General features: G+C 61.0%; 25 protein-coding genes. 17 read left to right on the forward strand and 8 right to left on the reverse strand.

Translation table 11 applies throughout. The features are described from left to right. The first annotated feature begins 3 nt into the window (after positions 1-3). Complete coding sequence (locus ILT42_RS14775; RefSeq protein ID WP_204216386.1) at positions 4-336, forward strand: phasin family protein; 333 nt, start codon at positions 4-6, stop codon at positions 334-336. A 175-nt stretch (positions 337-511) separates the two neighbouring features. Here the strand turns inward: ILT42_RS14775 and ILT42_RS14780 are convergent, their stop codons facing one another. The 4 genes from ILT42_RS14780 to ILT42_RS14795 all read right to left on the reverse strand — a co-directional run bounded on the left by ILT42_RS14780 (position 512) and on the right by ILT42_RS14795 (position 2664). Continuing rightward, positions 512-1033 carry a GNAT family N-acetyltransferase gene (locus ILT42_RS14780; RefSeq protein ID WP_204216387.1) on the reverse strand — a complete coding sequence of 174 codons (522 nt, stop codon included), beginning with the start codon at positions 1031-1033 and terminating at the stop codon, positions 512-514. Positions 1034-1062: 29 nt separating this feature from the next. Further along, a complete protein-coding gene (locus tag ILT42_RS14785) occupies positions 1063-1497 on the reverse strand; it encodes a hypothetical protein (protein ID WP_204216388.1) in 435 nt (144 codons plus the stop codon). Positions 1498-1562: 65 nt separating this feature from the next. Continuing rightward, positions 1563-1970, reverse strand: coding sequence for a hypothetical protein (locus ILT42_RS14790; protein ID WP_204216389.1), 408 nt, complete (start codon positions 1968-1970; stop codon positions 1563-1565). Between the two features lie 268 nt (positions 1971-2238). Then, positions 2239-2664: a hypothetical protein gene (locus ILT42_RS14795; protein ID WP_229428679.1), complete on the reverse strand. Its 426-nt coding sequence runs from the start codon at positions 2662-2664 to the stop codon at positions 2239-2241. A gap of 851 nt (positions 2665-3515) precedes the next feature. Between ILT42_RS14795 and ILT42_RS14800 the strand changes: the two genes are divergently transcribed. Then, positions 3516-3848 (forward strand): hypothetical protein, encoded by a 333-nt coding sequence (locus ILT42_RS14800; protein ID WP_204216391.1) that lies wholly within the window; start codon positions 3516-3518, stop codon positions 3846-3848. 179 nt (positions 3849-4027) lie between these two features. Next, complete coding sequence (locus tag ILT42_RS14805) at positions 4028-5143, forward strand: AraC family transcriptional regulator (RefSeq protein ID WP_204216392.1); 1116 nt, start codon at positions 4028-4030, stop codon at positions 5141-5143. Positions 5144-5447: 304 nt separating this feature from the next. On the opposite strand, the gene ILT42_RS14810 is transcribed toward ILT42_RS14805, so the two are convergent. Beyond that, the gene (locus ILT42_RS14810; protein ID WP_204216393.1) at positions 5448-5978 is read right to left on the reverse strand and encodes a Spy/CpxP family protein refolding chaperone; all 531 of its coding nucleotides are present in this window, start codon (positions 5976-5978) and stop codon (positions 5448-5450) included. 375 nt (positions 5979-6353) lie between these two features. On the opposite strand from ILT42_RS14810, the gene ILT42_RS14815 reads away from it, so the two are divergent. The 3 genes from ILT42_RS14815 to ILT42_RS14825 all read left to right on the forward strand — a co-directional run bounded on the left by ILT42_RS14815 (position 6354) and on the right by ILT42_RS14825 (position 9257). After that, positions 6354-6998: a hypothetical protein gene (locus ILT42_RS14815; protein WP_204216394.1), complete on the forward strand. Its 645-nt coding sequence runs from the start codon at positions 6354-6356 to the stop codon at positions 6996-6998. Between the two features lie 680 nt (positions 6999-7678). Further along, entirely contained in the window at positions 7679-8812 is a 1134-nt protein-coding gene (gene cax / locus ILT42_RS14820) for a calcium/proton exchanger (protein ID WP_204216395.1), read from the forward strand. A 154-nt stretch (positions 8813-8966) separates the two neighbouring features. After that, positions 8967-9257 carry a potassium channel family protein gene (locus ILT42_RS14825; protein ID WP_204216396.1) on the forward strand — a complete coding sequence of 97 codons (291 nt, stop codon included), beginning with the start codon at positions 8967-8969 and terminating at the stop codon, positions 9255-9257. A gap of 53 nt (positions 9258-9310) precedes the next feature. On the opposite strand, the gene ILT42_RS14830 is transcribed toward ILT42_RS14825, so the two are convergent. After that, positions 9311-10972 (reverse strand): SulP family inorganic anion transporter, encoded by a 1662-nt coding sequence (locus ILT42_RS14830; RefSeq protein ID WP_229428705.1) that lies wholly within the window; start codon positions 10970-10972, stop codon positions 9311-9313. A gap of 718 nt (positions 10973-11690) precedes the next feature. Beyond that, positions 11691-12395 (reverse strand): GntR family transcriptional regulator, encoded by a 705-nt coding sequence (locus tag ILT42_RS14835; RefSeq protein WP_204216398.1) that lies wholly within the window; start codon positions 12393-12395, stop codon positions 11691-11693. 128 nt (positions 12396-12523) lie between these two features. Between ILT42_RS14835 and ILT42_RS14840 the strand changes: the two genes are divergently transcribed. From ILT42_RS14840 to ILT42_RS14870, 7 genes are all read left to right on the forward strand, one after another. Then, positions 12524-13432 carry a fumarylacetoacetate hydrolase family protein gene (locus tag ILT42_RS14840; protein ID WP_204216399.1) on the forward strand — a complete coding sequence of 303 codons (909 nt, stop codon included), beginning with the start codon at positions 12524-12526 and terminating at the stop codon, positions 13430-13432. A gap of 5 nt (positions 13433-13437) precedes the next feature. Then, the gene (locus ILT42_RS14845; RefSeq protein WP_204216400.1) at positions 13438-14160 is read left to right on the forward strand and encodes an SDR family NAD(P)-dependent oxidoreductase; all 723 of its coding nucleotides are present in this window, start codon (positions 13438-13440) and stop codon (positions 14158-14160) included. A gap of 79 nt (positions 14161-14239) precedes the next feature. Further along, positions 14240-15220 (forward strand): TRAP transporter substrate-binding protein DctP, encoded by a 981-nt coding sequence (dctP, locus tag ILT42_RS14850; RefSeq protein ID WP_204216401.1) that lies wholly within the window; start codon positions 14240-14242, stop codon positions 15218-15220. Between the two features lie 47 nt (positions 15221-15267). Next, complete coding sequence (locus ILT42_RS14855) at positions 15268-15801, forward strand: TRAP transporter small permease (protein WP_204216402.1); 534 nt, start codon at positions 15268-15270, stop codon at positions 15799-15801. 3 nt (positions 15802-15804) lie between these two features. Then, entirely contained in the window at positions 15805-17097 is a 1293-nt protein-coding gene (locus tag ILT42_RS14860) for a TRAP transporter large permease (RefSeq protein ID WP_204216403.1), read from the forward strand. A 48-nt stretch (positions 17098-17145) separates the two neighbouring features. Further along, positions 17146-17457, forward strand: a complete 312-nt coding sequence (locus ILT42_RS14865) for an EthD domain-containing protein (RefSeq protein ID WP_204216404.1) — start codon at positions 17146-17148, stop codon at positions 17455-17457. Beyond that, entirely contained in the window at positions 17454-18410 is a 957-nt protein-coding gene (locus ILT42_RS14870; RefSeq protein WP_204216405.1) for an NAD-dependent epimerase/dehydratase family protein, read from the forward strand. Before ILT42_RS14865 ends, ILT42_RS14870 begins: the two co-directional genes overlap by 4 nt. 144 nt (positions 18411-18554) lie before the next feature. On the opposite strand, the gene ILT42_RS14875 is transcribed toward ILT42_RS14870, so the two are convergent. Then, positions 18555-19310 (reverse strand): IclR family transcriptional regulator, encoded by a 756-nt coding sequence (locus ILT42_RS14875; RefSeq protein WP_204216406.1) that lies wholly within the window; start codon positions 19308-19310, stop codon positions 18555-18557. Between the two features lie 105 nt (positions 19311-19415). Between ILT42_RS14875 and ILT42_RS14880 the strand changes: the two genes are divergently transcribed. The 4 genes from ILT42_RS14880 to ILT42_RS14895 all read left to right on the forward strand — a co-directional run bounded on the left by ILT42_RS14880 (position 19416) and on the right by ILT42_RS14895 (position 23503). Beyond that, complete coding sequence (locus ILT42_RS14880; RefSeq protein WP_204216407.1) at positions 19416-21116, forward strand: thiamine pyrophosphate-binding protein; 1701 nt, start codon at positions 19416-19418, stop codon at positions 21114-21116. 54 nt (positions 21117-21170) lie between these two features. Then, entirely contained in the window at positions 21171-21980 is an 810-nt protein-coding gene (locus ILT42_RS14885; RefSeq protein ID WP_204216408.1) for a transporter substrate-binding domain-containing protein, read from the forward strand. A gap of 90 nt (positions 21981-22070) precedes the next feature. Further along, positions 22071-22739, forward strand: coding sequence for an amino acid ABC transporter permease (locus ILT42_RS14890; protein ID WP_204216409.1), 669 nt, complete (start codon positions 22071-22073; stop codon positions 22737-22739). Beyond that, positions 22724-23503 carry an amino acid ABC transporter ATP-binding protein gene (locus ILT42_RS14895; protein WP_229428681.1) on the forward strand — a complete coding sequence of 260 codons (780 nt, stop codon included), beginning with the start codon at positions 22724-22726 and terminating at the stop codon, positions 23501-23503. The genes ILT42_RS14890 and ILT42_RS14895 overlap by 16 nt, the downstream gene beginning before the upstream one ends. The last annotated feature ends 175 nt before the right edge of the window (positions 23504-23678 follow it).

Below are 23678 nucleotides of genomic sequence, written 5' to 3' on the forward strand. Positions count from 1 at the left end.
ATCATGGTCGCCAGGCCACAAGCATCTGTCACGTTGAATCGCGTTCAAAGCGGCGCCCTGTCGGCACGATCCGACAAGGCCCAGGCCGTGGCGCAAGCCTTGGAAACGTGGTTCGCCACGGCTTCGGAATACCAACGAGAGATGATGGGCTTCGTGTCCATGCGCCTTGAGAAGGACGCCGATACGACCCGCGAGATCCTGGGATGTAGAAGTCTGGCGGATGTGACCGCCATCCAATCCCGATGGATGGAAGAGACCATGCACGACTACAATTCCGAGGTCGACAAGCTGATGAGTCTCTGCACGAGGTCGGCTGAGCCCGTCGATAAGAGGTAACGGCCGCACGGATCCTGTTCCCGGATCGGCGTCTCCGTTACCCAGAGCCCAGGCGACAGGCCGGGCCAATCGGCGCACTTTGCAGGGTGACCCCAATCCGTAAAGCATGTGTGACTATATGGATGTATGGAGCAGGGTCCATGAGATCGGGGCTTGCGGCTTTGCTGCCGGTCCTTCACGCAAGCTGGAGCACGACGTGGGTGGCATCCGGATCCCGTCGGGTTCTGATGCCGAGCCCGCTGGACGCAAGCACCTTCAGCATCGCAAGGTTGTCCGGCAAGACATCCGCGGTCAGCTCTTCAAGCCCAACCCGGCGGGCAATCAGCGCTAAGTGGTGCAGCAGAGCCGTGCCGATGCCGAGCCCTTGATGAGCATCGTCCACAGTGAAGGCGAGCTCGGCCCGGCCCGGCCGCTCCACGATGTAACGCGCTCCGCCGACGACCAGCGGCGTCCTGTCCTCCTCTAGCAAGGCCACCAGGGCGACATGAGCTTCGAAGTCGACATCGAGATAGAACTCGATCTCCCGGTCCGTGAAAGCTCGCTTGAAGCCGAAGAAGCGCCGGTAGAGGGACCGGTCGCTGGTCCGGCCGACGGCGGCAAGAAGGCCGGCCCGGTCCTCGGGCCGGAGGGCGCGGATCTCGGCTGTGCGCCCGTCACGCAGGGTCGCGATGGCCGAGTACTCTGCCGTTCGCATCATGGCGTCGTCACTGGAGGCATGATCCGTTCTCACCAGGATCGTCGGTAGGCCGCGCGAGGTCCGACGTACCGGGGGCCATAGTAGCCCCGGTACGCACCGTAGTAGCGGGGCCCGTAATAGGCAGGGCGAGGATAGTATCGTGGTCCATAATAGACCGGCTGCGGGTCGTAGTACCCGACACTCGGCGCGTAATAGCCCTGCCAGGGAGCGTAGGCCCCGTAGCCATAGGCCGGATACCCATATCCATAAGCCGGGGCAGTGGCGGCCGCGGTGATGAGGCCTCCAAGGATCGCACCACCGATGAGCCCGGCGGCGATGGAACCGCCACCTCCCCACCCGCCGTGGCCGTAATAGCCGCCGTGGTAGCCCCAGCCGGGGTATCCATGCCGGTATTGAGCGTCCGCTGGCTGGGCGCTGTAGGTCACAATCAAGGCGGCAGCGGCGAAAGTCGCGAGATTCCTCATGTCAGCCTCCAAAGGCTCTGTATCCACCCCGTCATTTCTTCTGTCGTCCGCCACGTTGGTCGAGACTAGCGTCTCAGGCGCGACTTCTGCAGCGTCTCGCCGTTGCCTCGAGCGTCCCGAGGCGCGGTGTTGAGGCACAACCTGATCATATTGTCGTCCATGTCTCGCATGGTCAGGCAAACCTCCGCCTCCTCGAGACAGTCGGACGCATTTCCATAGCGGGCGCACAACTCCTCGCTCCGGGCCCGGATGGTGTTGATGAGCCCATAGATGAAGTTGCCGTTGAGGTCTGGCTTCGTGGACGATTTGCGCGCCGCCGCTTTGGTGGCTCCGGATGATCGCTTCGAGGTGGCGATGAGCGACGCCGAACCGGCCTCCCGGACGCGCTGAGCCGGTTCCAGGTTAGGGTCGTCCGCCAAGGCAGCGGCGGCTAGGAAGGGTGTCCCAAGCAGGAACGCCGCTAGGATAGACACAAGGGATCGTTTCCGAAGTGTCCACATGCTGATACCCCCACTCTCGGCTTCGGCGCCCGTGCTGACGGGCGGAGCAGCCCGCCAACGGGATCGGAGGCTGTTCCGCAACCAAAGCCGGGGCGATGGCTCGGTCGTCGGCCACGCCACTGTCGCTCGCATCGTGTCAAGGCGCAGGCCAGGTTCCGCCGCTCGGGCGGAGGCGTTGACAGCTCAGGACGGGCCGAGGCGGCCCCAGGGACGCGGGAGGGCCCCCCAAGCTGCCTGACCGTCATCGCGAGCAACGTTGGTATGCACTGCCGACCGTGTCCTGCTCGTTGAAGAAGCGCTTGAGCGAATTGTCCGGCTGGGTTGCCATGAGAACCATGACCTCGTGGCCGGCCACGGCGTTGGCACAGTCGAGGGCAAGACGCTGACGATCTCCCGTGGGCTTGACGGATTTGATCCGGCACGTTGCCTGGGGCGTTCTCAGGCGGTTGCCGGCGACGATGAAGGCCGGTGCGAAGATGTTGACCGGTTTCTTGAACGACGCTCCTTTCCCGGTGGACGCGTAAATCTCCGAACAGTCCAGCCCCCCGGCCAGCCAAGCACCTTGGTACCCCGACAGGCTCGCCTGAGCCCAGGCTCCTGGCACGAATGCCAATGTGGCAAGGCTCAGACCGAGCCCAATGCCAGGGAGTAGTCCCGCCACTCGCATCGTGCTCTCCTCCCGGCAAGGCATCTATCTGTGACAGTCCCGGATGCCCCATCCCTGGCTGGTCAGTGTAAGCGGGACAGGCCATGCCGCTTGACCGGCGAGGACAATCTCTTGGCAGTTTGGGTCACCTGTCCGTCGCGAGCGATCAAGGGCGCCGAAGACGAAGCGCCAAGCTCGCCAGAACGGGTGAGCGGGTGAATTGTCGACCGACAGGACATTTTCCGCCGCACTGCCCAGGAGCGATGCCTTCGTGCTTGAACGTCCCGCTTGTCGCCAGTCTCCTGCGGCGTCCGATCCGCAAGCTGTCGCAGATTTCCGACACTGGGTCGGGTGCATTCCGGGCGAAATGGGCGTCATTCGCGGTGTCTATAGAAGCCTCGCCGTGAGAGGCATTCTCAGTGCCACATTCGGTACCCGCCGACGGTGATCGCCGCCTTGGCGGCACTGCGAGCGGGCAGGAATTTCCAGGAAATGCTTGTCCCAAACTGCAAAGTTCCTGTCCTGAAGTGTCAAGCATGAGGTGAGAGCCGATGGAATGCTTGTCTCGGCCGAGCTTGGATCGCATCCTCCGCAGGCCCGCGTTCCGATTGCGACGGGATGGCTCCTTGCTCCTCGTCGACCATTCATGGGAGAGGCGCATGCATGAGCGGTCCCCAGGCCAATGCACTCTTGGATTCATCGGACTGTCTCTCACATTCGGCCTGACTGCCTTTGCCTCGATCGAGGCAAAGGCAGCCGCTCCGCCTTCATGGGGATCGCAGACGGAAGCTCCATCCAGCCTGCTCGAAGTCGTCCTGGCGCGAGATCCAGCGTACGCTCGGGCGGCCGCCCGCGGCCCACGAGGCGGCGCCGTGGCACGCGGACCTCGTGGAGCCGTAGCCCGGGGCCCGCAGGGTGGGGTCGCAGCCCGCGGAGCTTACGGGGGAGCTGCGGCGCGCGGCCCAGCGGGCAATGTCGCGGTCCGTCCGGGTTATCGGCCGGCCGTGCCGGCGGGCGGCTGGTACCGGCCGTCTTCCTACTGGTGGCGCCCTGGCACGGCGGTGGCCGCTGGCGCAGCCCTCGGCTTCGTGACGGCAGCGGCCGCGACGGCCTATGCGACGTCTCCGGCACCCGCCGCCGGCTCCTGCTGGTACTACACCAACCCCCAACGCACCCAGGGCTTCTGGGACGTCTGTCCCCGCTAAGGAGCTCCCCATGCGCCCGGCCGTCCATCACTCCCGGTCACGACCATGGCACGGCTCTAAGGTTCGTCGTGGCTACCCATGGCGCATCCCGCTGCTCAGTCCGTCTGTGATGCGCGTCATTCGGCGCCACTCCAGCAGGATCCTGACGCCACTGTACGAAATCTGCTGAGGGTATGACGATGCGCGACAACATCGGAGAGGCATTGCAGGAAACCGTCCGCGAACCGGGGCAACCGATTCTGATCCCGGCCACGTCTCACGTGAAGTCGCGACAAGCACTTGCGCCGGGTTACATTCATCTTGGTGTCAGCCGAGAGATCGCTGCGATCCTGTGCGATTTTGGCGTCGACCCCGATCCTTTGATCCGAGAGGCCGGGCTCGATCCTCGCCTCTTTGAGGACAGCCAGAGCATCGTCGCGTTCACCGCGTTGGACAGGTTATACACCTTGTGCGTGGCGCGGACGCGCTGCCCGCACTTTGGTCTTCTGGTGGGCCAGCGCGCCACCATCCGGTCCCTCGACCTCATCGGACGGCTGATGCAGCATTCGGAGACAATCGGCACGGCCCTTCACTCGCTTGTTTCGAACCTGCGTGTCCAGGACAGGGCGGTGGTGGCCTCTCTGACCGTGAGTGATGATGTCGCCCTACTCACCTACGCGGCCTACCAGCTTGAGAGCGTGAGCGCGGAGCAGATCACCGAGGCTGCAGTGGCGGTTTCCTTCAATGCGCTGCGCACCCTGTGCGGCGCCGAGTGGCGCCCGACGGAGGTGCTCCTGGCGCGCATGCCTCCAGCCGATTCCGGATGCTATCGGCGCCATTTCCTGGCTCCCGTCCGCTTCAATCAGGAGAGCACGACGCTGGTCTTCCCGGCAAAGGACTTGAAGCGGAAGGTGATTGGCGCAGATCCCCTGCTTCGCAACATGCTGGAAGAACAGGTTCGGCGGCAAGGGGGCGACGCGCACGTGACGTTCTCTGACGACATCCGCCGGCTGCTGCGCATAAGGATCATGAGCCGTTCCTGCTCCGTGAGCGTATTGGCCGGATTGCTGGCCATGCACCGGCGCACCTTGAGCCGGCGCTTGAAATACAGCGGGTCAGGATATCGGAGCATCGCCAACGAGATTCGCTTCGAGATCGCACGGCAATTGTTGGAAGACACCAATTTGTCCCTGGGCGAAGTCTCAGCGGCGCTCGGCTACTCCGAAGCGAGCGCCTTCACCCGAGCCTTCCGGCGCTGGTCGGGCCGGACCCCGACAGCCTGGCGTTGCGAAAGGCCATCGCAGGTGATGAGATAATTGTCCACAAGACGAAATGACTTGGACCGGTCTCCGCCGGGCTATCCGTTGGCCGGGCGCTCAGCGCGGCAACCCTCGCATAGGCATCGCGGCTCCCCCAAAGGTATCGTTGCGGATCCCCGGTGACTGTGATGCTTGGGAGGAGACATAGTTAGGCGGGCGTGAATCCGAGCTTGAGCCTGAGACACACGCTGCCAGGGCAGCGCACGTCAGGAATCCTACGATGATCGTCCGCATGGAGTTTTCTCGACTGTTTTCATGAATGCCTATGCGCCTGCCGGGCCAAACAGGCCGGCCGACCCATCTAATGCGCGAAGACCCAGAGGTCGATGTCCTCCTCGTCGTCCATATCCATGTTGCGGCTCTCCATGGCAGCCCGAAGGCTGTCCATAGCGTGCACCGTCACGAGGCGAAGTCGCGTCCGCTGGTCCGAAGTGAGGCTCTGGTACAGCGGCTGCCAAGCATCGGCCAGCTTCCTCAATCCGGCCGCACGATCCGCCAGGATATCGGCGCGCTGGCGATACAGCTGCACAGGATCCATGTCGCGCGGCTGATCCAGGCGATCTCTCAACGAAGCCAGTCGGCGGTAGCGGGTTTCAGCCCTGGTGCGGATCGCTTCCTCCACCCCGGGCCAAAGCTTTTCCTGGTCCGGGGTAAGTTGCAATGCGGCTTTGATCATCCCGACCCGAATGTCGGTCAGCATCTTGGCATCAGCCTGATTGAGCCGTCCGTTGTCCGGCGCGCCGGCCTGAGCGGAGGGGGGCTGCTGTGCATGGGCCATGGGCGCGCCAACGATGAACAAGGCTGCGACGGCACCGACCAATTCCTTCCGCATCTCGGCCTCCTGCTGATTCCCATGGCAGCCAGACTAAGGACCCAACTGCCGCCTGCTTGACGGCTTGGGACACTTGCTTGGCAGTTTGGGACGACGATGACCACGCCACTCTCCCAATGGGGCCTCGGCGCAGGAATTTCCGTTCGACCGAACGCGCTCGCCTCGGCAAGGGTATGCCTTCGCTCGACTGTCTGAGAGGCGTCTTGGGGCAACTCCGTCGACGACTGAGAATTTCCCGAGCAAGGACTATGGCAATAAATGCGAAGATCTTGTCCCAAACGAACAAGCATGCCTTTCAGAGACGGTCACACTGGACTCTCCTACTGTCATCTTGCCGGCGCGGTGTGGTGCTGGCCAGCGGAAGGGAGGAATCCGATGAACAGGACTCTCCTGGCCCTGTGCGCCCTGGCAGCGGGTGCGCTCCTGATCCCGGACGTTGCCGATGCCCAGCGCGGAGGTCGCGGTGGAGGGGGCGCCCGCATCGGCGGAGGAGGGTTCGGCGGCGGTGGAGGCTTCCGGGGTAGCAGCGGCTTCCGCGGCGGCGGCTTCGGCGGTGGACAACGAACATTCGTTCCTCAAGGAGGGATGGGCGGATCCCGGGTCGGGATGGGCGGCGGCTTCGGGAGCCAGGGCGGAGGCGTCCGACCGGGGCCTGGGGGACTCCGCCAAGCGGCGATCAACAGTCCTGGCCGTTTCGACAATCGCGGCGATTGGCGTGGGCGATACCCGAATTACGGTGGGCGCTATCCCTACTACGGACGCTATCCTTACTACGGCACCTACTACGGCGGTTGGGGATGGGGCGTAGGAACCGGAGCCGTCATCGGGGCTGCTGCCACGTATCCATACTATAACAGACCGTACGCCTTGTACCAGACACCGGTCGCCTCAGGCGTCGGCGGGTATTGTGCGACCTCGGTGCGAACCTGTGCACTCATCAATGCGGCCCCAGTCGGCACCGGTTGCTCGTGCCGCACTTCGGGAGGGCGCGCCCGGGGCACGGTCGTGGGAGCGTACTGATGCGCGCACGCCAACGCGCGGCTCGCTGAGATTAGGTCGGCACATAAAGACCCATCGCTCCGAAAGAGGGACAGGAATATGACCAAATCACCGAGATCTGTTCAAGGCGGTCAACTCGCTCTGGCGATCGCGCTCATTTCGCTCACAGGGAGCTCTGCAGGAGCCGTCACCGGGACGGTCCATGTTCAGGTGGTCAAGGCGGGATTCATCGTTGGCGTTGGCGGCGGTCATGGGACGCTTGTTCTGCAAGGGCGCCGGTATCCACTGAGCGTGGGAGGTCTGAGTCTGGGTGCGACCATCGGCGTATCCAAGGCCGAGTTGGTCGGGCGAGCCTACAACCTGCGCCAACCCTCCGATATTACCGGTACCTACACGGCGATTGGCGGCGGTGTCGCGGTGGGGGGGCGGAGCATCGGGCATTCGCTTGCAGAACTCGAAAGGCGTCGTGCTGGAACTGCATGGTCGCACGATTGGACTGGAGTTCAACGCGAACGTGAGCGGCGTAGAGATCAGCCTGCGTTGATCCGACCGGACACGCCGGATGATGCAGACGGCTTGGCATACGGCCGCCTACAGCATTTATCTATGAGCAGCCGAGACTGCCAACCGCTCGTCTCTGTCGACCAAGCACCGCGCGAGCCGGGATAGAGGAAAACGACGCTGACATCAGGTGGGAGGTCATGGCGGACAAGTCATATCCTGACGCAAGCTTTGCTCCTTTCGCGTTCCTCTTCAAGCCCTCTGTCCTATGGCTCGTGATCCTTGCGCCGGTCGCTGCCATTCTCGATCACGCTGGCCACGTGCCGGCCGGCGTGATTTTCTTCTGTGCCGCCTTGGCCATTGTACCATTCGCCAAGCTGATCGTTCAGGGAACCGAGCAGGTCGCCGTCCACACAGGCGCCACCATTGGTGGCTTGCTAAACGCCACTTTCGGCAACCTTCCGGAGCTGATTATCGCCATGGTGGCTCTTCGCGCGGGGCTGCTCGAGATGGTGCGCGCCTCCATCGTTGGTGCGTTGCTCGCCAACCTTCTGGTGGCTCTTGGCTTCTCATTTCTGCTCGGCGGCCTGCGTCATCACAGCCAGGAATATAACCCAAACGCGGTCCGGACCTACGCGTCGACGATGGTCTTGGCCTGGATCGGCCTGGCGCTGCCGAGCGCGTTCCACCGCGCCCTGGAGTCCGAGCCTCACCTCGGCGTGCATTCAACGCTGGATCTCGTTGTTGCCGTCGTCTTGCTTGGTCTCTATGGTCTTTTCCTGCTCTACTCGCTGCGAACCCATCCCGAGACTTTTACCGAGCTGAACGCGCCCATAATGGACGAAGGAGCTACGGCACACACCAGCCTTGGATGGGGGGTCACGACACTGCTGCTCGCCTCTTTGGGCGCAGCGTGGATGAGCGAGATCCTCGTTGGCGCCGCCGAGCAGGCGGGGCGCTCGCTCGGGATGTCCCAGATGTTCATGGGAGTGATCGTGCTGGCACTGGTGGGGAGCGCGGCCGAATCCGGGTCTGCCATCGCCATGGGCAGAGCCAACCGTCCCGACCTGAGCATCGGCATCGCCCTGGGGAGCTGCGTTCAAATCGCGCTCTTCGTCGCTCCCATTCTAGTGCTGATCGCGCCTGCCATGGGGCAGCCTCAGTTCCGGCTGGTTTTCTCTCAGGCCGAGATGTGGATGTTGTTCGGGGCGATACTTCTTGGAGCAACCGTTGCGGCCACGGGCCGGTCCAACTGGTTCAAGGGAGCCCAACTGCTCGCCCTGTATCTCATCATCGCGACGATCCTTTACCTCATTCCAACCGCCACGCCGTAGAAAGCTTCTCATGCTGCGACAGCTTCTCCTCGGGGGTGCCGTGAGTTTGGGCAACATCGCCATCCATGCCACCGTAATGGCTACGCTTGTGAGCGTTGCCCGACACGCTCTCAGGTGGGGACACAACCGGCTCCCAGCTTGGCTCGCTGCCGTCATGGTTGCGACGGTCGGGGTGCTGATGATGGCTCATGTCGCCGAGGTGCTGGTGTGGTCGCTCGCATACGCACTCCTGGACGCCGCTCCGGTCGGGACCGATGTCGTCTATTTTGCCTTCGTCAACTACACCACGCTCGGCTACGGTGATGTCCTGCCGGTCGAGCGTTGGCGTCTGCTCGGCCCGCTGGCAGCCATGAACGGCGTGCTCCTGTTCGGCTGGTCGACGGCGGTGATCTTTGAGGTTTTGAGGCAAGCCATGCGGTTGCGTGACCACAAGGGCAAGGCGTAAGCGGCGGAAGACAGAGAACTGCGTTCGATCTCGACAGGCCTGCTCAGACCCCTTCATGCCGTTTCTTGATGGCGCAGGACTGCCGTGTCGATCGTGGGGAAGAATCGGGTCTCGCCGAACCGATCGAACAGCCCAAACCGCCTCAGCTTGTCCTTGACCGGATCTTTCAATTCCGCGAAGCGAAGCTCGATGCCTTGCGCCAGCAAGGTCTCGTCAAGATCGGCCAGGGCATCGGCTGCTGTCACGTCGATACTTGTGACGGGAGCAGCGGCGACGACTACGCAACGAACCGGTGTCGGTGATTCTGCTACAGCGGCAAGGACGCGCCCGCGGAACAGTTCAGCATTGGCAAAAAACAACGGTGCGTCCCAGCGGAACAGGACCAGGCCAGGAACCCGACGGGCCTTCGGGTAGCGCGTGACATCGTGATAACCCTCGACGCCGTCCGGACGTCCCAGGATGGCGGAGTACGGGCGCCATCCGTCCCACAGGAACTCGATGACGGCGATCACGACCGCCAGGCCGATCCCGGGAATGGCGCCGAACACGGCCACACCGGCCAGACACGCTATCGACAGACAGAACTCCCAACGCTGGATTCGATAGATCCGTCCGAGGTCACCGAACTCGAACAGCCCAACAGCCGACGCGATGACGACGGCGGCGAGAGCGGCGGTCGGCAAGTTTTGCAACAGATTGGGAGACACCAGCAACAGCAGGCCGATGGCTAGTGCGCCAACGACGCCCGTGAGCTGCGTGCGCGCTCCGGCAGCCTCGGCGACGGGCGTGCGCGAGCTGCTGCTGCTGATTGGGAAGCCCTGGAAAAACCCTGTTGCCATGTTGGCTGCTCCGAGCCCTACCATCTCTTGGTTAGGATCAACTGCGGAACGCGTCCTTGCAGCGTAGGCGCGGGAGAGCACACTGGTATCGGCGAACGAAACCATGGCGACGGCACAGCCTCCGATCAGCACTGGAACAATGTCGCCGATCTCGATCCAGGGGACAGCGAAACGGGGCAGGCCCTGGGGCAGGGAGCCGAGTACCGAGACCTCGTGGCGCTCAGCGAGGTCGAAGGCGCGGACGAGAACCGTGGCGCCGACGACGGCAACCAAAATGCCGGGTACGCGCCGGTTTCCCCGCAGCATCAGGATCGTTGCCAGGGTTCCCAAACCGACGGCCAGCGCTATCCAGTTCGTCCGGCCGGCGATCACGGCCCTGCCGATAGCCAGCAGGTCCTGCAACGGTCCTGTGCTCTCGATCGAAAAGCCGAATAGCTTGGGGAGTTGGCTGATCAGGACGGTCAGGGCGATGCCGTTCATGTAGCCATAGCGGATCGGCTTTGAGAGGAGTTCGGTCACGAAGCCAAGGCGTGCCAGGCCGGCCAGGATCAGGATCGTACCTGAAACGAGCGCCATCATCGCACCCAGGGCGATGGCGCGCTGCGGATCGCCGGCCGACAACGGGAGCACAACGCCGAGGATGACGACCGCGAGAGCCGAGTCCGGACCTAGAACGAGAATCCGGCTCGGCCCGAACACGGCATAAACCAGCAACGGGACGATCGTGGCGTAAAGGCCGCAAATGCCCGGCAGGCCCGATGCGACGGCATAGGCGATGCCGACCGGGACAAGCATGGTTGCCAGCACTAGGCCGGCTATAACATCATGGCTCAGCCATGCGACCTGATATCGGAAGAGGGTGGTGAGCCCGGGCATCCAGCGCAACCATTTGGGCTCATGGCTTGCCCCAGAGGCGAGCGAGGCCCCTTCGTAGTCGCGGATGCTTCGAGCGTCATGTCCGCCCACCTCACCCTCATTCGGTTGAGAGCGAGGTGGACTCGTTGAGTGCGTGCTGGCCATGACCACACTCCGGTTTGCCGTCATCGTCGCCCGCGATACCGTCCCGAACGGGAATGCCTTGACGGCAGCTTGGCCTTGACCACCAGCCGGCACCTATTCGCTGTCTGCCCGCTCGGCAGTTTGACGGTCCCCGTTCCATAGAGGGCTTGGCCGGCATGTGCGCAATCAAAGGTCCGACACATGTTGTCGGGCAAAACGATGGGCCGTGGCCTGCTGCAGAGTGTGGGGTACGTCCTATTCACCCGATACGGCCTACTTGCGCTTCGGATATTGAGAGACCTAGACCGAAAGGTGCCCCATCATGGCGAGTGGCAGACACCGGTTAGGCTTCAGTATGCATAAACACCATGCCATCGCTTGACCGAACATGACTGCGGCTTGGCATTTTGGGACAAGTCTCGCCATGACGTCTCTCGGAAGGGTTCATCTTAGGATTCGCCCAGCGTCCCCGTTCCTGTGGTCGTCTACACCTTTGAGATGATCTTCAAGCTGACTGTTGCAGGGCGCACTTGCCCTTGAGCGCTGGAGTAATCAACCGACCAACGCGCACAGAAGGGACCCTAAAAACACGATCTTAAGGAATCGCCGCAGACCTGATCAAGGCAACAACGGCCTGACGCGTGTGGTCGAGGTGGTCTGCGAGCAATTCGAGACAGGCAGGGTCTCGCGCAATCACCAGATCCATCAGGCGTCGATGCTCCGCCACAATATCTCGCCCAATCTTTGCCTGGTCCGATCCCGCTAGACGCAGCGCGCGATAGCGCTCCGTCTGGTCGACCATCTGATTGATGAGGCGAAGCAAACGAGGGGAGGGCGCCGCGGAGACGAGGCTTGTGTGAAAAGATCGGTGACGTTTCTCCCACTCGCTCACGGCGTGTCCCTGATCTTCATTTCGATCCGGCAGCGGAGCCTTCTCCATGCGGTGCCCCGCTGCCAGAATGGCCCCTTCCCAATTGTCGTCGCCATGAATGATCGCCAGCGCCAGCGCTTCGCGCTCAAGCGCGATGCGGATGCGGTAGACGTCCTCCACGTCGTTGACCGAGAACGAGGGCACACGCACGCCACGGTGGCTCGTGGCCTCCAGAAACTGCTCCCCAACCAAACGGGCCACAGCCTCCCGAAGTGGACTGACCCCACAATGATAGCGTTCGAGGAGGTCTCGCGTCAGGAGCGCCGAGCCGGCCGTGAGAGCCCCGGCTAGGATGTCGGACTTCAAGGCCCCATACACTTGCTCCGCCAGTGTTCGTCCTGGCGGCGAAGGGTTGGAGAGGGAGATCATACTGTCACTCATGCATAGCGCATAACAGGTTTCGGATAAGTTGTCTCTATTCCAAAATTTTTCCATTTTCCAAAATATTGACAGGTTCGGAAATAGCGGCCATCGTGGTGATGACAGGATTATGAAGGGTGGGGCAGCAGATGTGGGCACTGGCAACAGCCCAACTCGATGGCAAGCCAACAGCATGCCTCGTGCGGGATGAGAATTTATACCCGCTCGCATCCCTGGCAGCGGAGGCTGGCATCACACTGCCGACAACAGTGGCGGGACTGTTCGAGGATTGGACCGCCAACGAACGACTGCTGCAGCGCCTAGGGAATACCACCGTCACTCCGTTTGCCGTGAATGAGGCTGAACTGAAGGCACCACTGCTCTATCCCGGTAAGATTCTCTGTGCGGGTGCCAACTACTATGACCACATGGCCGAGATGGGCTTCCCGGGAACCACGAAAGAGAGCCAACGGCTCTTCTTTTTCATGAAGCCACCGAGGAATGCCGTTGTCGGTCCCGGTCCTACGGTACTGATGCCCCGGGGCACGAAAGCCTTCGATTGGGAAGTCGAGTTGGCTGTTGTTATCGGCCGAACGGCGCGCCACGTCTCGCCTGAAGACGCTCTAGGTCATGTGGCCGGCTACACGGTCGCCCTCGATTTATCCGCTCGCGACTTCAATCGGGCGCCCGAGCAATTCTACAAGCTTGATTGGGTTGCCGGAAAGGCGAATGATACCTGCTGCCCCCTTGGTCCATGGATCGTACCGGCCTCAACCTTTCCCGATCCCCAAAAGGCCCGCCTGAGGCTCTCGGTGAATGGAGAGCTCAAACAGGACGGGGACGCCGGTCAGATGATCTTCTCCGTTGCGGAGCAAATCTCACGCGCATCGGAAATTATGACGCTCGACCCAGGAGATGTCCTTTTGACAGGAACGCCCGCCGGTGTCGGCGTGCCCAAACAAACCTTCCTCAAGGTGGGAGACCGGATCGACGCTGAAATCGGCGGGATCGGCCTCCTCTCCGTAACCATTGCGGGCGAGGCTTAGCGCCCATGTCGAGCGCGCCACTCGCCTTTGTCACGGGAGGGGCGTCCGGGATCGGGCTGGCAACGGTGAAGCGCCTGGCGGAGGACGGCTATCATGTCGTCGCAGTCGATTGTCATCGGGAGCGCCTCGATGCGTTGGCCTCATCCTCCAACGACGCCATCACGCCGTGCCTGCTCGACATTACGGATCGAAGGGCCGTCGCCTCGGCCATTGCTGCCCTGCCGAGGATCGATGCACTGGTTTGCGTCGCCGGGATCTATCAGCCGCGTCGATGGGATGAAATCTCCGATAACGACTTTCAGCTCATGCTGAACGTCAATCTACTCGGAACGTTCATTCCGATGCAGGAGGCCGCCCGTCGCATGACGCCGGGCTCCCGCATCGTGACTGTTTCGTCGCGAGCCGCCATTGGCGGCATCGGGTTTGCCCATTACGTTGCTTCCAAGGCGGCCATCATCGGGCTGACGCGTGCACTCGCCATGGAGTTGAAGGAGCGCCAAATATCGGTCAACTCGGTCGCTCCAGGCTTCACGGACACGCCCATGACCCGCAGCATGCCCGAGGACCAGTACGCCGCCGCCCAAGCCCTTGAACCGACGGGGAAGGCTGCGGATCCTGCCGACATCGCTGAAGTGATCGCTTTCTTGGCTGCGCCCTCGACACGCTTCATCACGGGTCAGACAATCTTTGTCGATGGCGGGAAATCGCTCGGAGGACTTGCAATCTGAAGAATGTGGCCGGCGACCGGGCGAAGAACTCTGGCGCCATTCGTTCCAAAATGCAGCAACACCATCCAGAGGACGAACAATGAACGCGCGTCATGTCATTCTTGCCTTGAGCCTTATCGTGGGTTTCACGGGCACTGCGACGGCTCAAACCCAACTCCGCATCTCAACCGCGGCCCCGGAGGTCAGCCCTCTGACCGACGCCTTCCGCCACATCAAGCAGCGGATGGAAACGGCCCACCCGGGACAGGTCGCTGTGTCGGTGCATCCTGCGTCCACCCTCTTCAGACAGGGGACCGAACTTCCCGCCATGCAGCGCGGCAACCTTGAGATGGCGTCACCTGTCACCTTTGAAATTGAAGGTCAGCTGCCAGAGTACGGTGTTCTCAGTGCCGGTTATGTCTTCCGCAGCCCGGAACACATGCTCAGGGTCTTCAACAGCCCGATCGGCGAGGAGTTCTACGCCAAGGTCGCCGACAAAATGGACCTGATCATTCTCGACACAGGATACCTCGGCACTAGGTCCGTCGGCCTGCGGATGGCCAAGAACGTCAAGAGCCCGGACGATTTCAGCGGTGTCAAGCTGCGCATGCCGCCCGGGCCTGCCTTCCAGACACTGGCCCGTGCGATGAAGCTGACGCCCGTCGCGATGCCGATCACAGAGGTCTATCTCGGCCTCAAGACTGGATCGATCGACGGCCAAGACAATCCGCCCGGCCTGACACGCGACTGGAAATTTGATGAGGTTACCAAGGAGATGGTCCTCACCAAGCACTCAGTTCAGCCCGTATTCTTTTCGATCTCCAAGGCCGCTTTCAACAAGCTGACGCCTGAGCAGCAGGGCACGCTTCGGGCAGCCGCCAAGGAGGCCGCCGCCATGCAGGTCAAGAATACGCTTGCCGATGAGCAGATAGCCCTCGCAAAGTTCAAACAAGGCGGAATGGTCATCAGTGAGCCGGATCTTGCTCCCTTCCGCGCGAGTGCGTCAAAGCTTTACGCCGATGAGGGCTTCGAACAAAAGTGGCAGCCAGGCCTCAAGGCGAAGATCGAAGCTGTTCAATGACGGGAGAGGTGTCAAGGGGCCCTCCCGGTTTGGCTAAGGAGCGAACGATGGCTGCCGTGGGTGCAACGAACTTGCTCAAGCGATTGCACCGCATTGCCGAGATTATCTCAGGACTGATGTTCGCTGGGATCTTCGTGGTCTTTCTGCTCGGGATCGTCATGCGGTACGTGTTCTCACGGCCGCTGATGTGGGGCGATGAGGTGGCGATCATCATCATGCTTTGGTGCACGCTCCTGACAGACGCCTTCGTTGTCCGATCAAAAGACCACGTGGCCTTTGATGTCGTCTGGGACCTCGCGCCAGCGCGGGGCCGGAGAGCTATCGGCATTCTGGGTTCGGGGCTGTTTGCCCTCATCCTCCTGTGCGCGCTGCCTACCATATTCGACTACATTCTCTTTCTGTGGCGGGAGAGAACTGACGTTCTGGAGTGGAGGCTTGATATCGTCTTCTCCTGCTTTGGAGTTTACATGGTCATGGTTGTCGTCCGCCTTGTGGCGAAACTGGTTGAATTCAGCGGAAGGCATTGGCGGGAGCACGTTGAAGCCGATAGCGGGCCCAGTACTGAGAATATTGTGGGTTGAGACATGAGCGTTGGATTGTCGGCCCTCTGCCTCACCTTTGTGTTGGGCGCCGTTCTGCGAGTTCCCGTCGTTCTGACGATGTTTGGAAGCGGCATCGTGTATCTTTGGGTGAGCGGCCAAGATGTCGGCTTGATCGTCGATCAGACGCTCAACAACACGATCGGCATGAACACGCTCCTGGCGGTTCCGATGTTCATCCTTGCGGCAAACATCATGAATGCCGCGACGATATCCGATCGCCTGTGGCGGGCCGCTAACGTCCTCGTGGGCCGCCTGAGAGGGGGGCATGGCCACGTCACCGTCCTCATGAACGTCGCCATGTCATCAATGACCGGAAGTGCTGTCTCGGAAGCAGCCGGCGCCGGAATGGTTGCCATCAAAATGATGCGCCAAGAGGGGCGCTATCCTGGTGGCTTGGCGGTCTCTGTCGCATCGGCGGCGTCCCTGCTGGGGCCCGTCATGCCGCCCTCGATCCCGCTCGTGCTGTATGCCGTCATCTCGGGTGCATCCGTTGGAGCCCTGTTCCTAGCGGGCATCATCCCTGCCTTCTTGATGGCTCTGTCTCTTTCGGTCCTGATATCGATCCTTGCCCACAAGCGTAATCTTCCTCGCGCGGCGGACAGTCAGCAAGGGAGCAAGGCCCAGATTCTCCTCCAGGCCCTGGTGCCGCTCACTCTTCCCGTCGTCCTCCTGGGCGGAATATGGAGCGGGATTTTCACACCCACGGAAGCGGCTGCCGTCGCGGCATTCTGGGCGATCCTATTGGGCGTGGTGGTCTACCGTAATGTCAACTGGCAAACGATGCTTGCCGTCTTTCTTGAGTCGGCTCGACAGTCGGCTATCGTGATGATGTTGATCATAAGCTCCTTCATCATCAATTTCGCCATTACGAACGAGGGTATCGCGCAGCAGCTGGCGGCATGGATCTACGGTATGCAGTTGTCGCCGTTCGAGTTCCTGCTTCTGGTCAACGTCATCTTCCTTCTCTTGGGAACAGTGCTCGATGGAGCCGTCATGTTGATGGTCTTCGTCCCCGTCCTTCTGCCCGCCGTCAACGCACTCGGGATCGATCTTGTCCATTTCGGAATCGTCGTCATCATTAACTTCATGATCGCGATCATCTCGCCTCCCTACGGGCTGGTCCTTTTTGTTCTCTCTTCCCTGACAAAGGTGCCCATGAGGGATATCAATCGCGAGATCTGGAATTTTTGCATTCCACTCGCTGTCGTCATGCTGATCCTCAGCGCCTTCCCGAGCATCGTCCTCTTTCTCCCTCACTTGTTCGGCTACAAGTAGCATAGCTGTAAAACGAGGCTCCATGTTATGATTGTTCGAAGTGCCTATATGGAAGGTGACGTCGCCGAGTCTGATCGGGCGGCGTTCGATCTCGGTTGCCGGAAGGTAGTCGAGGCGATCCGATCCTATCCCGGCATCCGTGCCGTGAAGCTGCGACGCCTTGCGCGTTCGGAAGAAGGAGCGCCGCCGGTTTTAGCCATATTCGACCTTTACTTCGATAGCCTTGAGGACATGGATGCCGCGCTGGCAAGCGAGACGCGCCAACTCGTCCGATCAACGATTGCTTCTTCGATATCGATGTTTCGGGGTCGGGTCTATCACTTGGTCTTGGACGAGGACGCTGCGGCGCCTGCGCCATGACCACGCTCGTGACAGGTGCCGGTCTCATCGGCTGTCTCACGGCAGAGATGTTGCTCGCCTCAGGTGAGCCCGTTCTCTTGATGGACATACGGGATGAACCGCCCCCTCATTTCGACCGGAAACTGAGCTACGCCCGTTGTGATGTCACCGACCGCGAGAGCGTCTCGGACTTCGTCGCTCGCCACCACGTGAGGCAGGTTGTCCACACGGCTGCCATGCTCTCAACACAAGCCCGCCTACGTCCCTTCGAGGCTTACCAGGCGAATACGATGGGGACGGCGTGCATCTTGGAGGTGGCGCGGCACCACGGCCTAGGTCGGGTCGTTCTCGCAAGTTCCACGACGGTGGGGTATTCCACGTTCGAAACAGCGGGAGGGCCAAAAGTCGAGGAAGACTTCACGTTAAAGGTCGTGAGCGAGCGGCCTCGAAGCCTTTATGCGGCCAGTAAGCTTGCCGGGGAGCATCTGGGACTTCTCTATTCCGATCTCTACGGCGTCGACGTCGTGATCCTTCGCTACGGGGCCGTTCTTGGGAAAGGCTCGAATTTGCCTTCGAGCGTGCCCGGACGCCTTCTATCGATCCTGAGTGAAGCTGGGAGAAACGGCACAATCGCTGACTTGAGCGACCCTCTTTACTCGTGGGGCGGACGGGAAGAGTTCGTCGATGCGCGCGACTGCGCGAGAGCCAACGTGTGTGCCTTGAGTGCTGCCCAACCGCTTCATAGAATATACAATGTCGCAACGGGACAATGGTATACTCTCGACCAGTTTGTGTCTGCCGTCCGCTCGATCTATCCCGATCTACAGGTCGACTTGCCTTCAGAGATCAGGACTGGGTTCGCTGGTTTTCCCTTTCTGCGGCCTGGCCCGTCTGACACGTCGGCGGCTACGAATGAACTGGGATTCACATCTGTGTACTCTTTTGCCGAAACGGTGGCGCATTGTGTGACCTGAGGATACGCTCATCGCAGCATGGATCTTGGGTAATTTCTAGACTGCGCCGAACCGGCCCGTTGGCGCGATGCTGGCTTGCAAGTGAGCCAACGGCGACGAAACCCTTGCCGAAAGCGCCGCCCCTGAAGTTGGCTGTATCTACGACTAGAAAATCCAACGTTTGTCACCGATGCGAGCGCCAAAGCCTCGTCCAAAGGTGAGAAGCGCTTCGACGATTAATTGGTCTCCAGTTCTTTCGATGGCGAATAGCGGGTAAGAAACACTGATGGCGACACTCATGGATTTTTGTGGGTCCTCGAAGCTGACTGAAACGGCCCTGACGCCCTCGAACAGCTCTTGATCCGATACGGCATAGCCCCGCATCCGCGTCACGGCAATATCTCGAAGCAGCGCCTCAACGGAGATGTTGGCCCGTTGCGCCGAGAGACCTGGAGAACTGGAGTATAGCGTTCGAATTTCTTGGTCTGTCTTGAGAGCCAGCAGGGCCTTGCCCATGGCGGCCGCGTGAGCAGGCAACTTGTGACCGGGTTCGACGGTGAACTGAATAGGCTGAGGGCCTCGTACGGTTTTGAGTACGATGACCTCCGTGCCTGATGGAACTCCGAGCCACACTGTGTGCTCCGTCTGATGCGCGAGTTCCTCCATCTCCTTTCGGGCCTGCTCCACCAAGTCGAAGTTTCGATGGAAGCTCGCGGCGATCTGCACCGCGAGGATGCCGGCTCGATATCGCTGCGTGCTGGGATCCTGTTCGAGCAACCCACCCCGGGCGAGTGACGCCAGCAATCGCGATGCATTGCCTCTCGTCATGTCGAGGTGACGGCTGGTATCCCCAACCCGGAGCTCTCCTCCGTTGTCGACGAGGAGCCGAAGGGCACGCATCGCATTGTCGATCGATTTCATGGGCCGAGCTGTCCCCTGTCGCTTGACGGAAAGGAAGTCTGATGTCTACCATAATAAACAACATGTTGCATAATATGCAACTACTGACGAGCGGGAGAAGGCGATATGAAGGCGACCGGGGGTGCATTGGTTTACGAGACCCTGAAGAGCCACGGGGTGTCATGCATCTTCGGGATGGAGGACCCCGTTCATCTCTTCCACGCTGTCGACCGGTCTTTCACGCGGATCGTGACCGTACGGGATGAAAAGCACGCGGCGATCATGGCTCACGGCTATGCCCAGGCGACCGGACGGCCGGGCGTTTGCGCATCGACCTTCGGACCGGGGGCCACGAACTTGATCACGGGTCTCCTTGAGGCTCAGCGCTCGTCGGTTCCAGTCATCGCTTTGGTCCAGGACCACTCGCTCACCCTCAAGGACAAGCACGCCAGCAGCGCGCTCGATCACGCGACCGCCTTGGCTCTCTACACCAAGACGGTGATCCGCATCGACGCGGCCGAGCAAGCTGGCGATGCCATCCGGAAGGCGTTCAGGATCGCCACAACCGGGCGTCCTGGGCCTGTGGCGGTCCTTTGCCCCAACGATGTCATGGCCGCCGACGCCGAGGCGGAAACATGGGCCGATCAGCATTACACACACTTCCCCGCCAATCGGGTTCGAGCGAGCCGCCACTCGATCGAGGAGGCCGCGCGTTTGCTCGTGAGTGCTGAGCGACCCCTCCTCATCGCTGGAGGCGGATGCGTTATTTCCAATGCGCAGGATGAGGTACGGATGCTGGCAGAGTTGCTGGACATCCCTGTCGCGACGACCATGACAGGCCGAGGGGCGATCGAGGATGCCCACCCCCTGGCCGCAGGTCCTCTCGGCTCTACGACAGGCGGACGCTATGGCCGCGGCCAGATCTCCAATGCGCTGTTCTCCGAGGCGGATGTCGCCTTCATCATGGGGTCCCGCACCGGGCAGATCTGCTATAGCAATTGGACCCTCCCGAAGCCTGGAACGAAGGTCATTCATCTGGACATCGACCCCGAGGAGATCGGCCGCAACTTTACCACGGACGTCGCCATGGTCGGCGATGTGCGGGATACCTTGCGTGATCTCCTCATGCTCTGTGCGGATCAGGGGCTTGCAAGGACGAATCCCGTGGGAAGGCAACGAATCGAGCGCCTGAGGGAGGAATGGCACGATGAATTCCAGCCGGTAGCCCGGTCCTCGCAATCTCCGATCCGGCCAGAGCGCCTTCTGTCCGAGATTTCGGCGCAGGCAGACAAGGCAACCCTGGTGGTCACAGACGCGAGCTACATCACCGGATGGGCCATGAGCCATATCGACGTGCCGCAGCCGGGCCGCTTTATCCTTTCGCCGCGGGGAACGGGCGGAATCGGCTGGAGCCTGCCCGCCGCCATCGGCGCCAAGATCGGCGATCCCTCTCGAAAGGTCGTCTGTCTCACCGGGGACGGCGCCTTCGGGTATGTGTTCAACGAACTGGAAACTGCAGCTCGCTATGCTGTGGATGTGCTCGTCGTTGTGTTCAATAACGGTACCCTGGGCTTTCAGCGGCATTGGGAGCAGAAGCTGATGGGAACCTATCTCGAGTGCGACTTTCTCGACATCGACTATTCCGAGGTTGCGCGGGCCTTGAAGTGCCGGGGCGAGCGCGTCACGGACGCGGAGGAGATTGAAGCTGCGATCGCACGCGGTCTCTCCACCGGCGGCCCCTATGTGATTGACGTGGTGATCGACCCGAACGCCACCGCCCCGATCGTGGGGTTTGAGGAGATCCTCGAGCGCGATGCCGTGCACTGAGACGGTGCCGTCCGCCACGAGAGCATGTTTGGCACATAACAAGAGGGAACGATCATGCGAAAGACCATAGGAGCACTAGTAGCAACGGCAGCGTTCGCCTTCGCGGCGTTGGCATCGACGGTAGCATCGGCAGGCCCGACCCTTGATAAGGTCATATCCCAGAAGAAGTTGGTCGTCGGGGTGGCCCCCTGGAACAAGTTCGTTCTGCTCAACCCGAAAACCAATGAGTATGAGGGCTACATCGTTGACGACATTCGCAACTTCGAGGCAATGACCGGGATCAAGGTCGAACTCGTCAACACCACTTGGAGCGGCCTCGTCGCGGGGTTGCAAGCGGGCAAGTGGGACGTCGTGATGAGCGGCCTCGGGGCCACGCCCGAGCGGGCCACTGCCGTCGCGTTCGGCGAACCTTTCGGCTATCTATCGTCGACAGCCGTCGTTCGCGCCGATAGCCCGATCAACTCGCTCGCGGATCTCGACAAAGCCGGAAATGTCATATCAGTCGTCTCAGGGACGTCCGCGCAGCAATTCAGCCAGCGTACGTTCAAGAACGCGAAGGTCACGCCATTGGCCGATACAGGCGCGGCGGTTCTCGAAGTTATGCAGGGAAGGGCAACAGCCTACATTGGTGACTCCGTTTCGAACGAGTTGCGGGCCAAGGAAAGGCCGACCGAACTGAAGAACATCAAGTTTGGCGGAAACGAGACTGAGTGGACTACGATGAACCATGCCGTGCGCTATGGCGATCTCGATCTCATGGTCTTCCTCGACACGTATATCCGCTCGATGAAGCTGCGCGGATGGTACCGCGGACTAGCGGAGAAGTGGGGCTTGCCCATCGAACTCGCCACGGGCCCGCGCTGACGGGCAGACATGCTGAGGGCCGCGGCCTAGAGCTTCGGTCTTCAGCCTTTGATCGTTCATCCAAGTGTTGGGGGCGAGGCGGACAGGCCAATGGACTATAAGTTTCAATTCGGCGTACTGGCCGACTACGGTCCCTATCTCGCGGGCGGCTTGTGGCATGCCTGGTGGACAAGCCTACCAAGCATCGTCTTCACAACCATTCTGGGGGTTATGCTGGCCGCCATGGGAATGTCGCGGAAGTGGTTCCTGCGAGGGTTCTCGGTTGTGTTCGTGGATCTCTTCCGCACGCTTCCTGTGGTTGTCCTTCTCATCTGGATCCACTACGTCATGCCGATCCTGACCGGGGTCTCGTTTTCACCAACAGTGAGTTCGATTATCGCCCTGTCCTTGAACGGCGCGGCTCTTGCATGCGAGGCTTTCCGTGGAGGGCTTGAGGCCATTCCCACCACTCAGGTTCAGGCCGCGCAGTCGCTTGGCTTTTCCCGTTGGCAGGTCATGCGCTATGTCACGCTTCCCCAAGCTGCCTTCGCGACACTGCCGTCTCTGACGAATGTACACATCACAGTGATCAAGAACGTCACCGTAACTGTCCTGATCGCCGTACCCGAGGTGATGTTCAGGGCCCAAGAGCTAACCGTTCAATTTTTCCGGCCTCTCGAGTTTTATACAGGAGCGGCGGCGCTCTACGTCGCTCTTATTTGGGGTTATGCCTTGTTCATGCGCTCGCTCGAAAGGCTTCAGAAATGGCAACCAATCTGATGCTGGCGGCGACAGACCCCGCGGAAACATATATCCGATTCAAGGACGTCCAGAAGTCGTATGGGGCAGTCAGTGTTCTCAACGGAATATCTCTCGATGTCGCCAGGGGAGAGGTTCTGGTGCTTTGCGGCCCCAGCGGCTGCGGTAAAAGCACGCTCCTCCGATGCATAAACGGGCTTGAGGCGATTAGCAGCGGGACTATCGCCGTCGGCGAGAACCGTGTCGATGGAGCCTCCCAGGAGGTCTTGCAGCGGATCCGCTTGTCGACAGGTTTCGTGTTCCAGAACTTCAATCTTTTTCCCCATATGACGGCGCTTGAGAACATCACGATCGCTCCCCGAAAGATCCTCGGCCTGCCGCAACGCGAAGCGACTGCGGAAGGGATGAGGTTGCTGGAGCAGGTCGGTATGGCTGAGAAGGCAAATGTCTATCCGTTTCAGCTCTCTGGAGGGCAACGCCAGCGTGTTGCGATTGCCCGAGCGCTTGCCATGAAGCCGTCTCTTATGCTGTTCGACGAACCGACCTCCGCCCTCGACCCGGAGATGCGTGAGGAAGTCCTTCAGGTCATTCGGCAAGTTCATGACGAACACAACATGACGATGATCGTCGTCACTCACGAGATCGGCTTTGCGAAGAATGTTGCAAGCCGGGCGATGTTGTTGGACGCCGGCAGAATTGTCGAGGAAGCCCCTGCCCGGATTTTTTTCGAACAACCGACGCAAGAACGGACACGTCGCTTCCTTCGCGCTATCAGTAACGACTGACCAAAGTCTTTCTGGCAAGACATCGAGAACATGGCTACTGATGCGAATTGATCGGCGGATGATGGATCGACTGCCCAAGGCCTGATACCATACGGCCGGCACTCCCAAGGATCTAGCGACATCCCGAGATGATCTCATGGCGGATAGCGTCAGCACGCTGGGCCACCTCCGTATA

This window comes from Microvirga pudoricolor (genome assembly GCF_016892705.1).
GTDB lineage: Bacteria > Pseudomonadota > Alphaproteobacteria > Rhizobiales > Beijerinckiaceae > Microvirga > Microvirga pudoricolor.

Bases quoted from the DNA above. Each gene is read 5' to 3' on its own strand.
- ILT42_RS14775 (WP_204216386.1), top strand. From the start codon at position 4: ATGGTCGCCAGGCCACAAGCATCTGTCACGTTGAATCGCGTTCAAAGC.
- ILT42_RS14780 (WP_204216387.1), bottom strand. From the start codon at position 1,033: ATGATGCGAACGGCAGAGTACTCGGCCATCGCGACCCTGCGTGACGGG.
- ILT42_RS14785 (WP_204216388.1), bottom strand. From the start codon at position 1,497: ATGAGGAATCTCGCGACTTTCGCCGCTGCCGCCTTGATTGTGACCTAC.
- ILT42_RS14795 (WP_229428679.1), bottom strand. From the start codon at position 2,664: ATGCGAGTGGCGGGACTACTCCCTGGCATTGGGCTCGGTCTGAGCCTT.
- ILT42_RS14805 (WP_204216392.1), top strand. From the start codon at position 4,028: ATGCGCGACAACATCGGAGAGGCATTGCAGGAAACCGTCCGCGAACCG.
- ILT42_RS14810 (WP_204216393.1), bottom strand. From the start codon at position 5,978: ATGCGGAAGGAATTGGTCGGTGCCGTCGCAGCCTTGTTCATCGTTGGC.
- ILT42_RS14815 (WP_204216394.1), top strand. From the start codon at position 6,354: ATGAACAGGACTCTCCTGGCCCTGTGCGCCCTGGCAGCGGGTGCGCTC.
- cax (WP_204216395.1), top strand. From the start codon at position 7,679: ATGGCGGACAAGTCATATCCTGACGCAAGCTTTGCTCCTTTCGCGTTC.
- ILT42_RS14825 (WP_204216396.1), top strand. From the start codon at position 8,967: ATGGTTGCGACGGTCGGGGTGCTGATGATGGCTCATGTCGCCGAGGTG.
- ILT42_RS14830 (WP_229428705.1), bottom strand. From the start codon at position 10,972: ATGCCCGGGCTCACCACCCTCTTCCGATATCAGGTCGCATGGCTGAGC.
- ILT42_RS14835 (WP_204216398.1), bottom strand. From the start codon at position 12,395: ATGATCTCCCTCTCCAACCCTTCGCCGCCAGGACGAACACTGGCGGAG.
- ILT42_RS14845 (WP_204216400.1), top strand. From the start codon at position 13,438: ATGTCGAGCGCGCCACTCGCCTTTGTCACGGGAGGGGCGTCCGGGATC.
- dctP (WP_204216401.1), top strand. From the start codon at position 14,240: ATGAACGCGCGTCATGTCATTCTTGCCTTGAGCCTTATCGTGGGTTTC.
- ILT42_RS14855 (WP_204216402.1), top strand. From the start codon at position 15,268: ATGGCTGCCGTGGGTGCAACGAACTTGCTCAAGCGATTGCACCGCATT.
- ILT42_RS14860 (WP_204216403.1), top strand. From the start codon at position 15,805: ATGAGCGTTGGATTGTCGGCCCTCTGCCTCACCTTTGTGTTGGGCGCC.
- ILT42_RS14865 (WP_204216404.1), top strand. From the start codon at position 17,146: ATGGAAGGTGACGTCGCCGAGTCTGATCGGGCGGCGTTCGATCTCGGT.
- ILT42_RS14870 (WP_204216405.1), top strand. From the start codon at position 17,454: ATGACCACGCTCGTGACAGGTGCCGGTCTCATCGGCTGTCTCACGGCA.
- ILT42_RS14875 (WP_204216406.1), bottom strand. From the start codon at position 19,310: ATGAAATCGATCGACAATGCGATGCGTGCCCTTCGGCTCCTCGTCGAC.
- ILT42_RS14880 (WP_204216407.1), top strand. From the start codon at position 19,416: ATGAAGGCGACCGGGGGTGCATTGGTTTACGAGACCCTGAAGAGCCAC.
- ILT42_RS14885 (WP_204216408.1), top strand. From the start codon at position 21,171: ATGCGAAAGACCATAGGAGCACTAGTAGCAACGGCAGCGTTCGCCTTC.
- ILT42_RS14890 (WP_204216409.1), top strand. From the start codon at position 22,071: ATGGACTATAAGTTTCAATTCGGCGTACTGGCCGACTACGGTCCCTAT.
- ILT42_RS14895 (WP_229428681.1), top strand. From the start codon at position 22,724: ATGGCAACCAATCTGATGCTGGCGGCGACAGACCCCGCGGAAACATAT.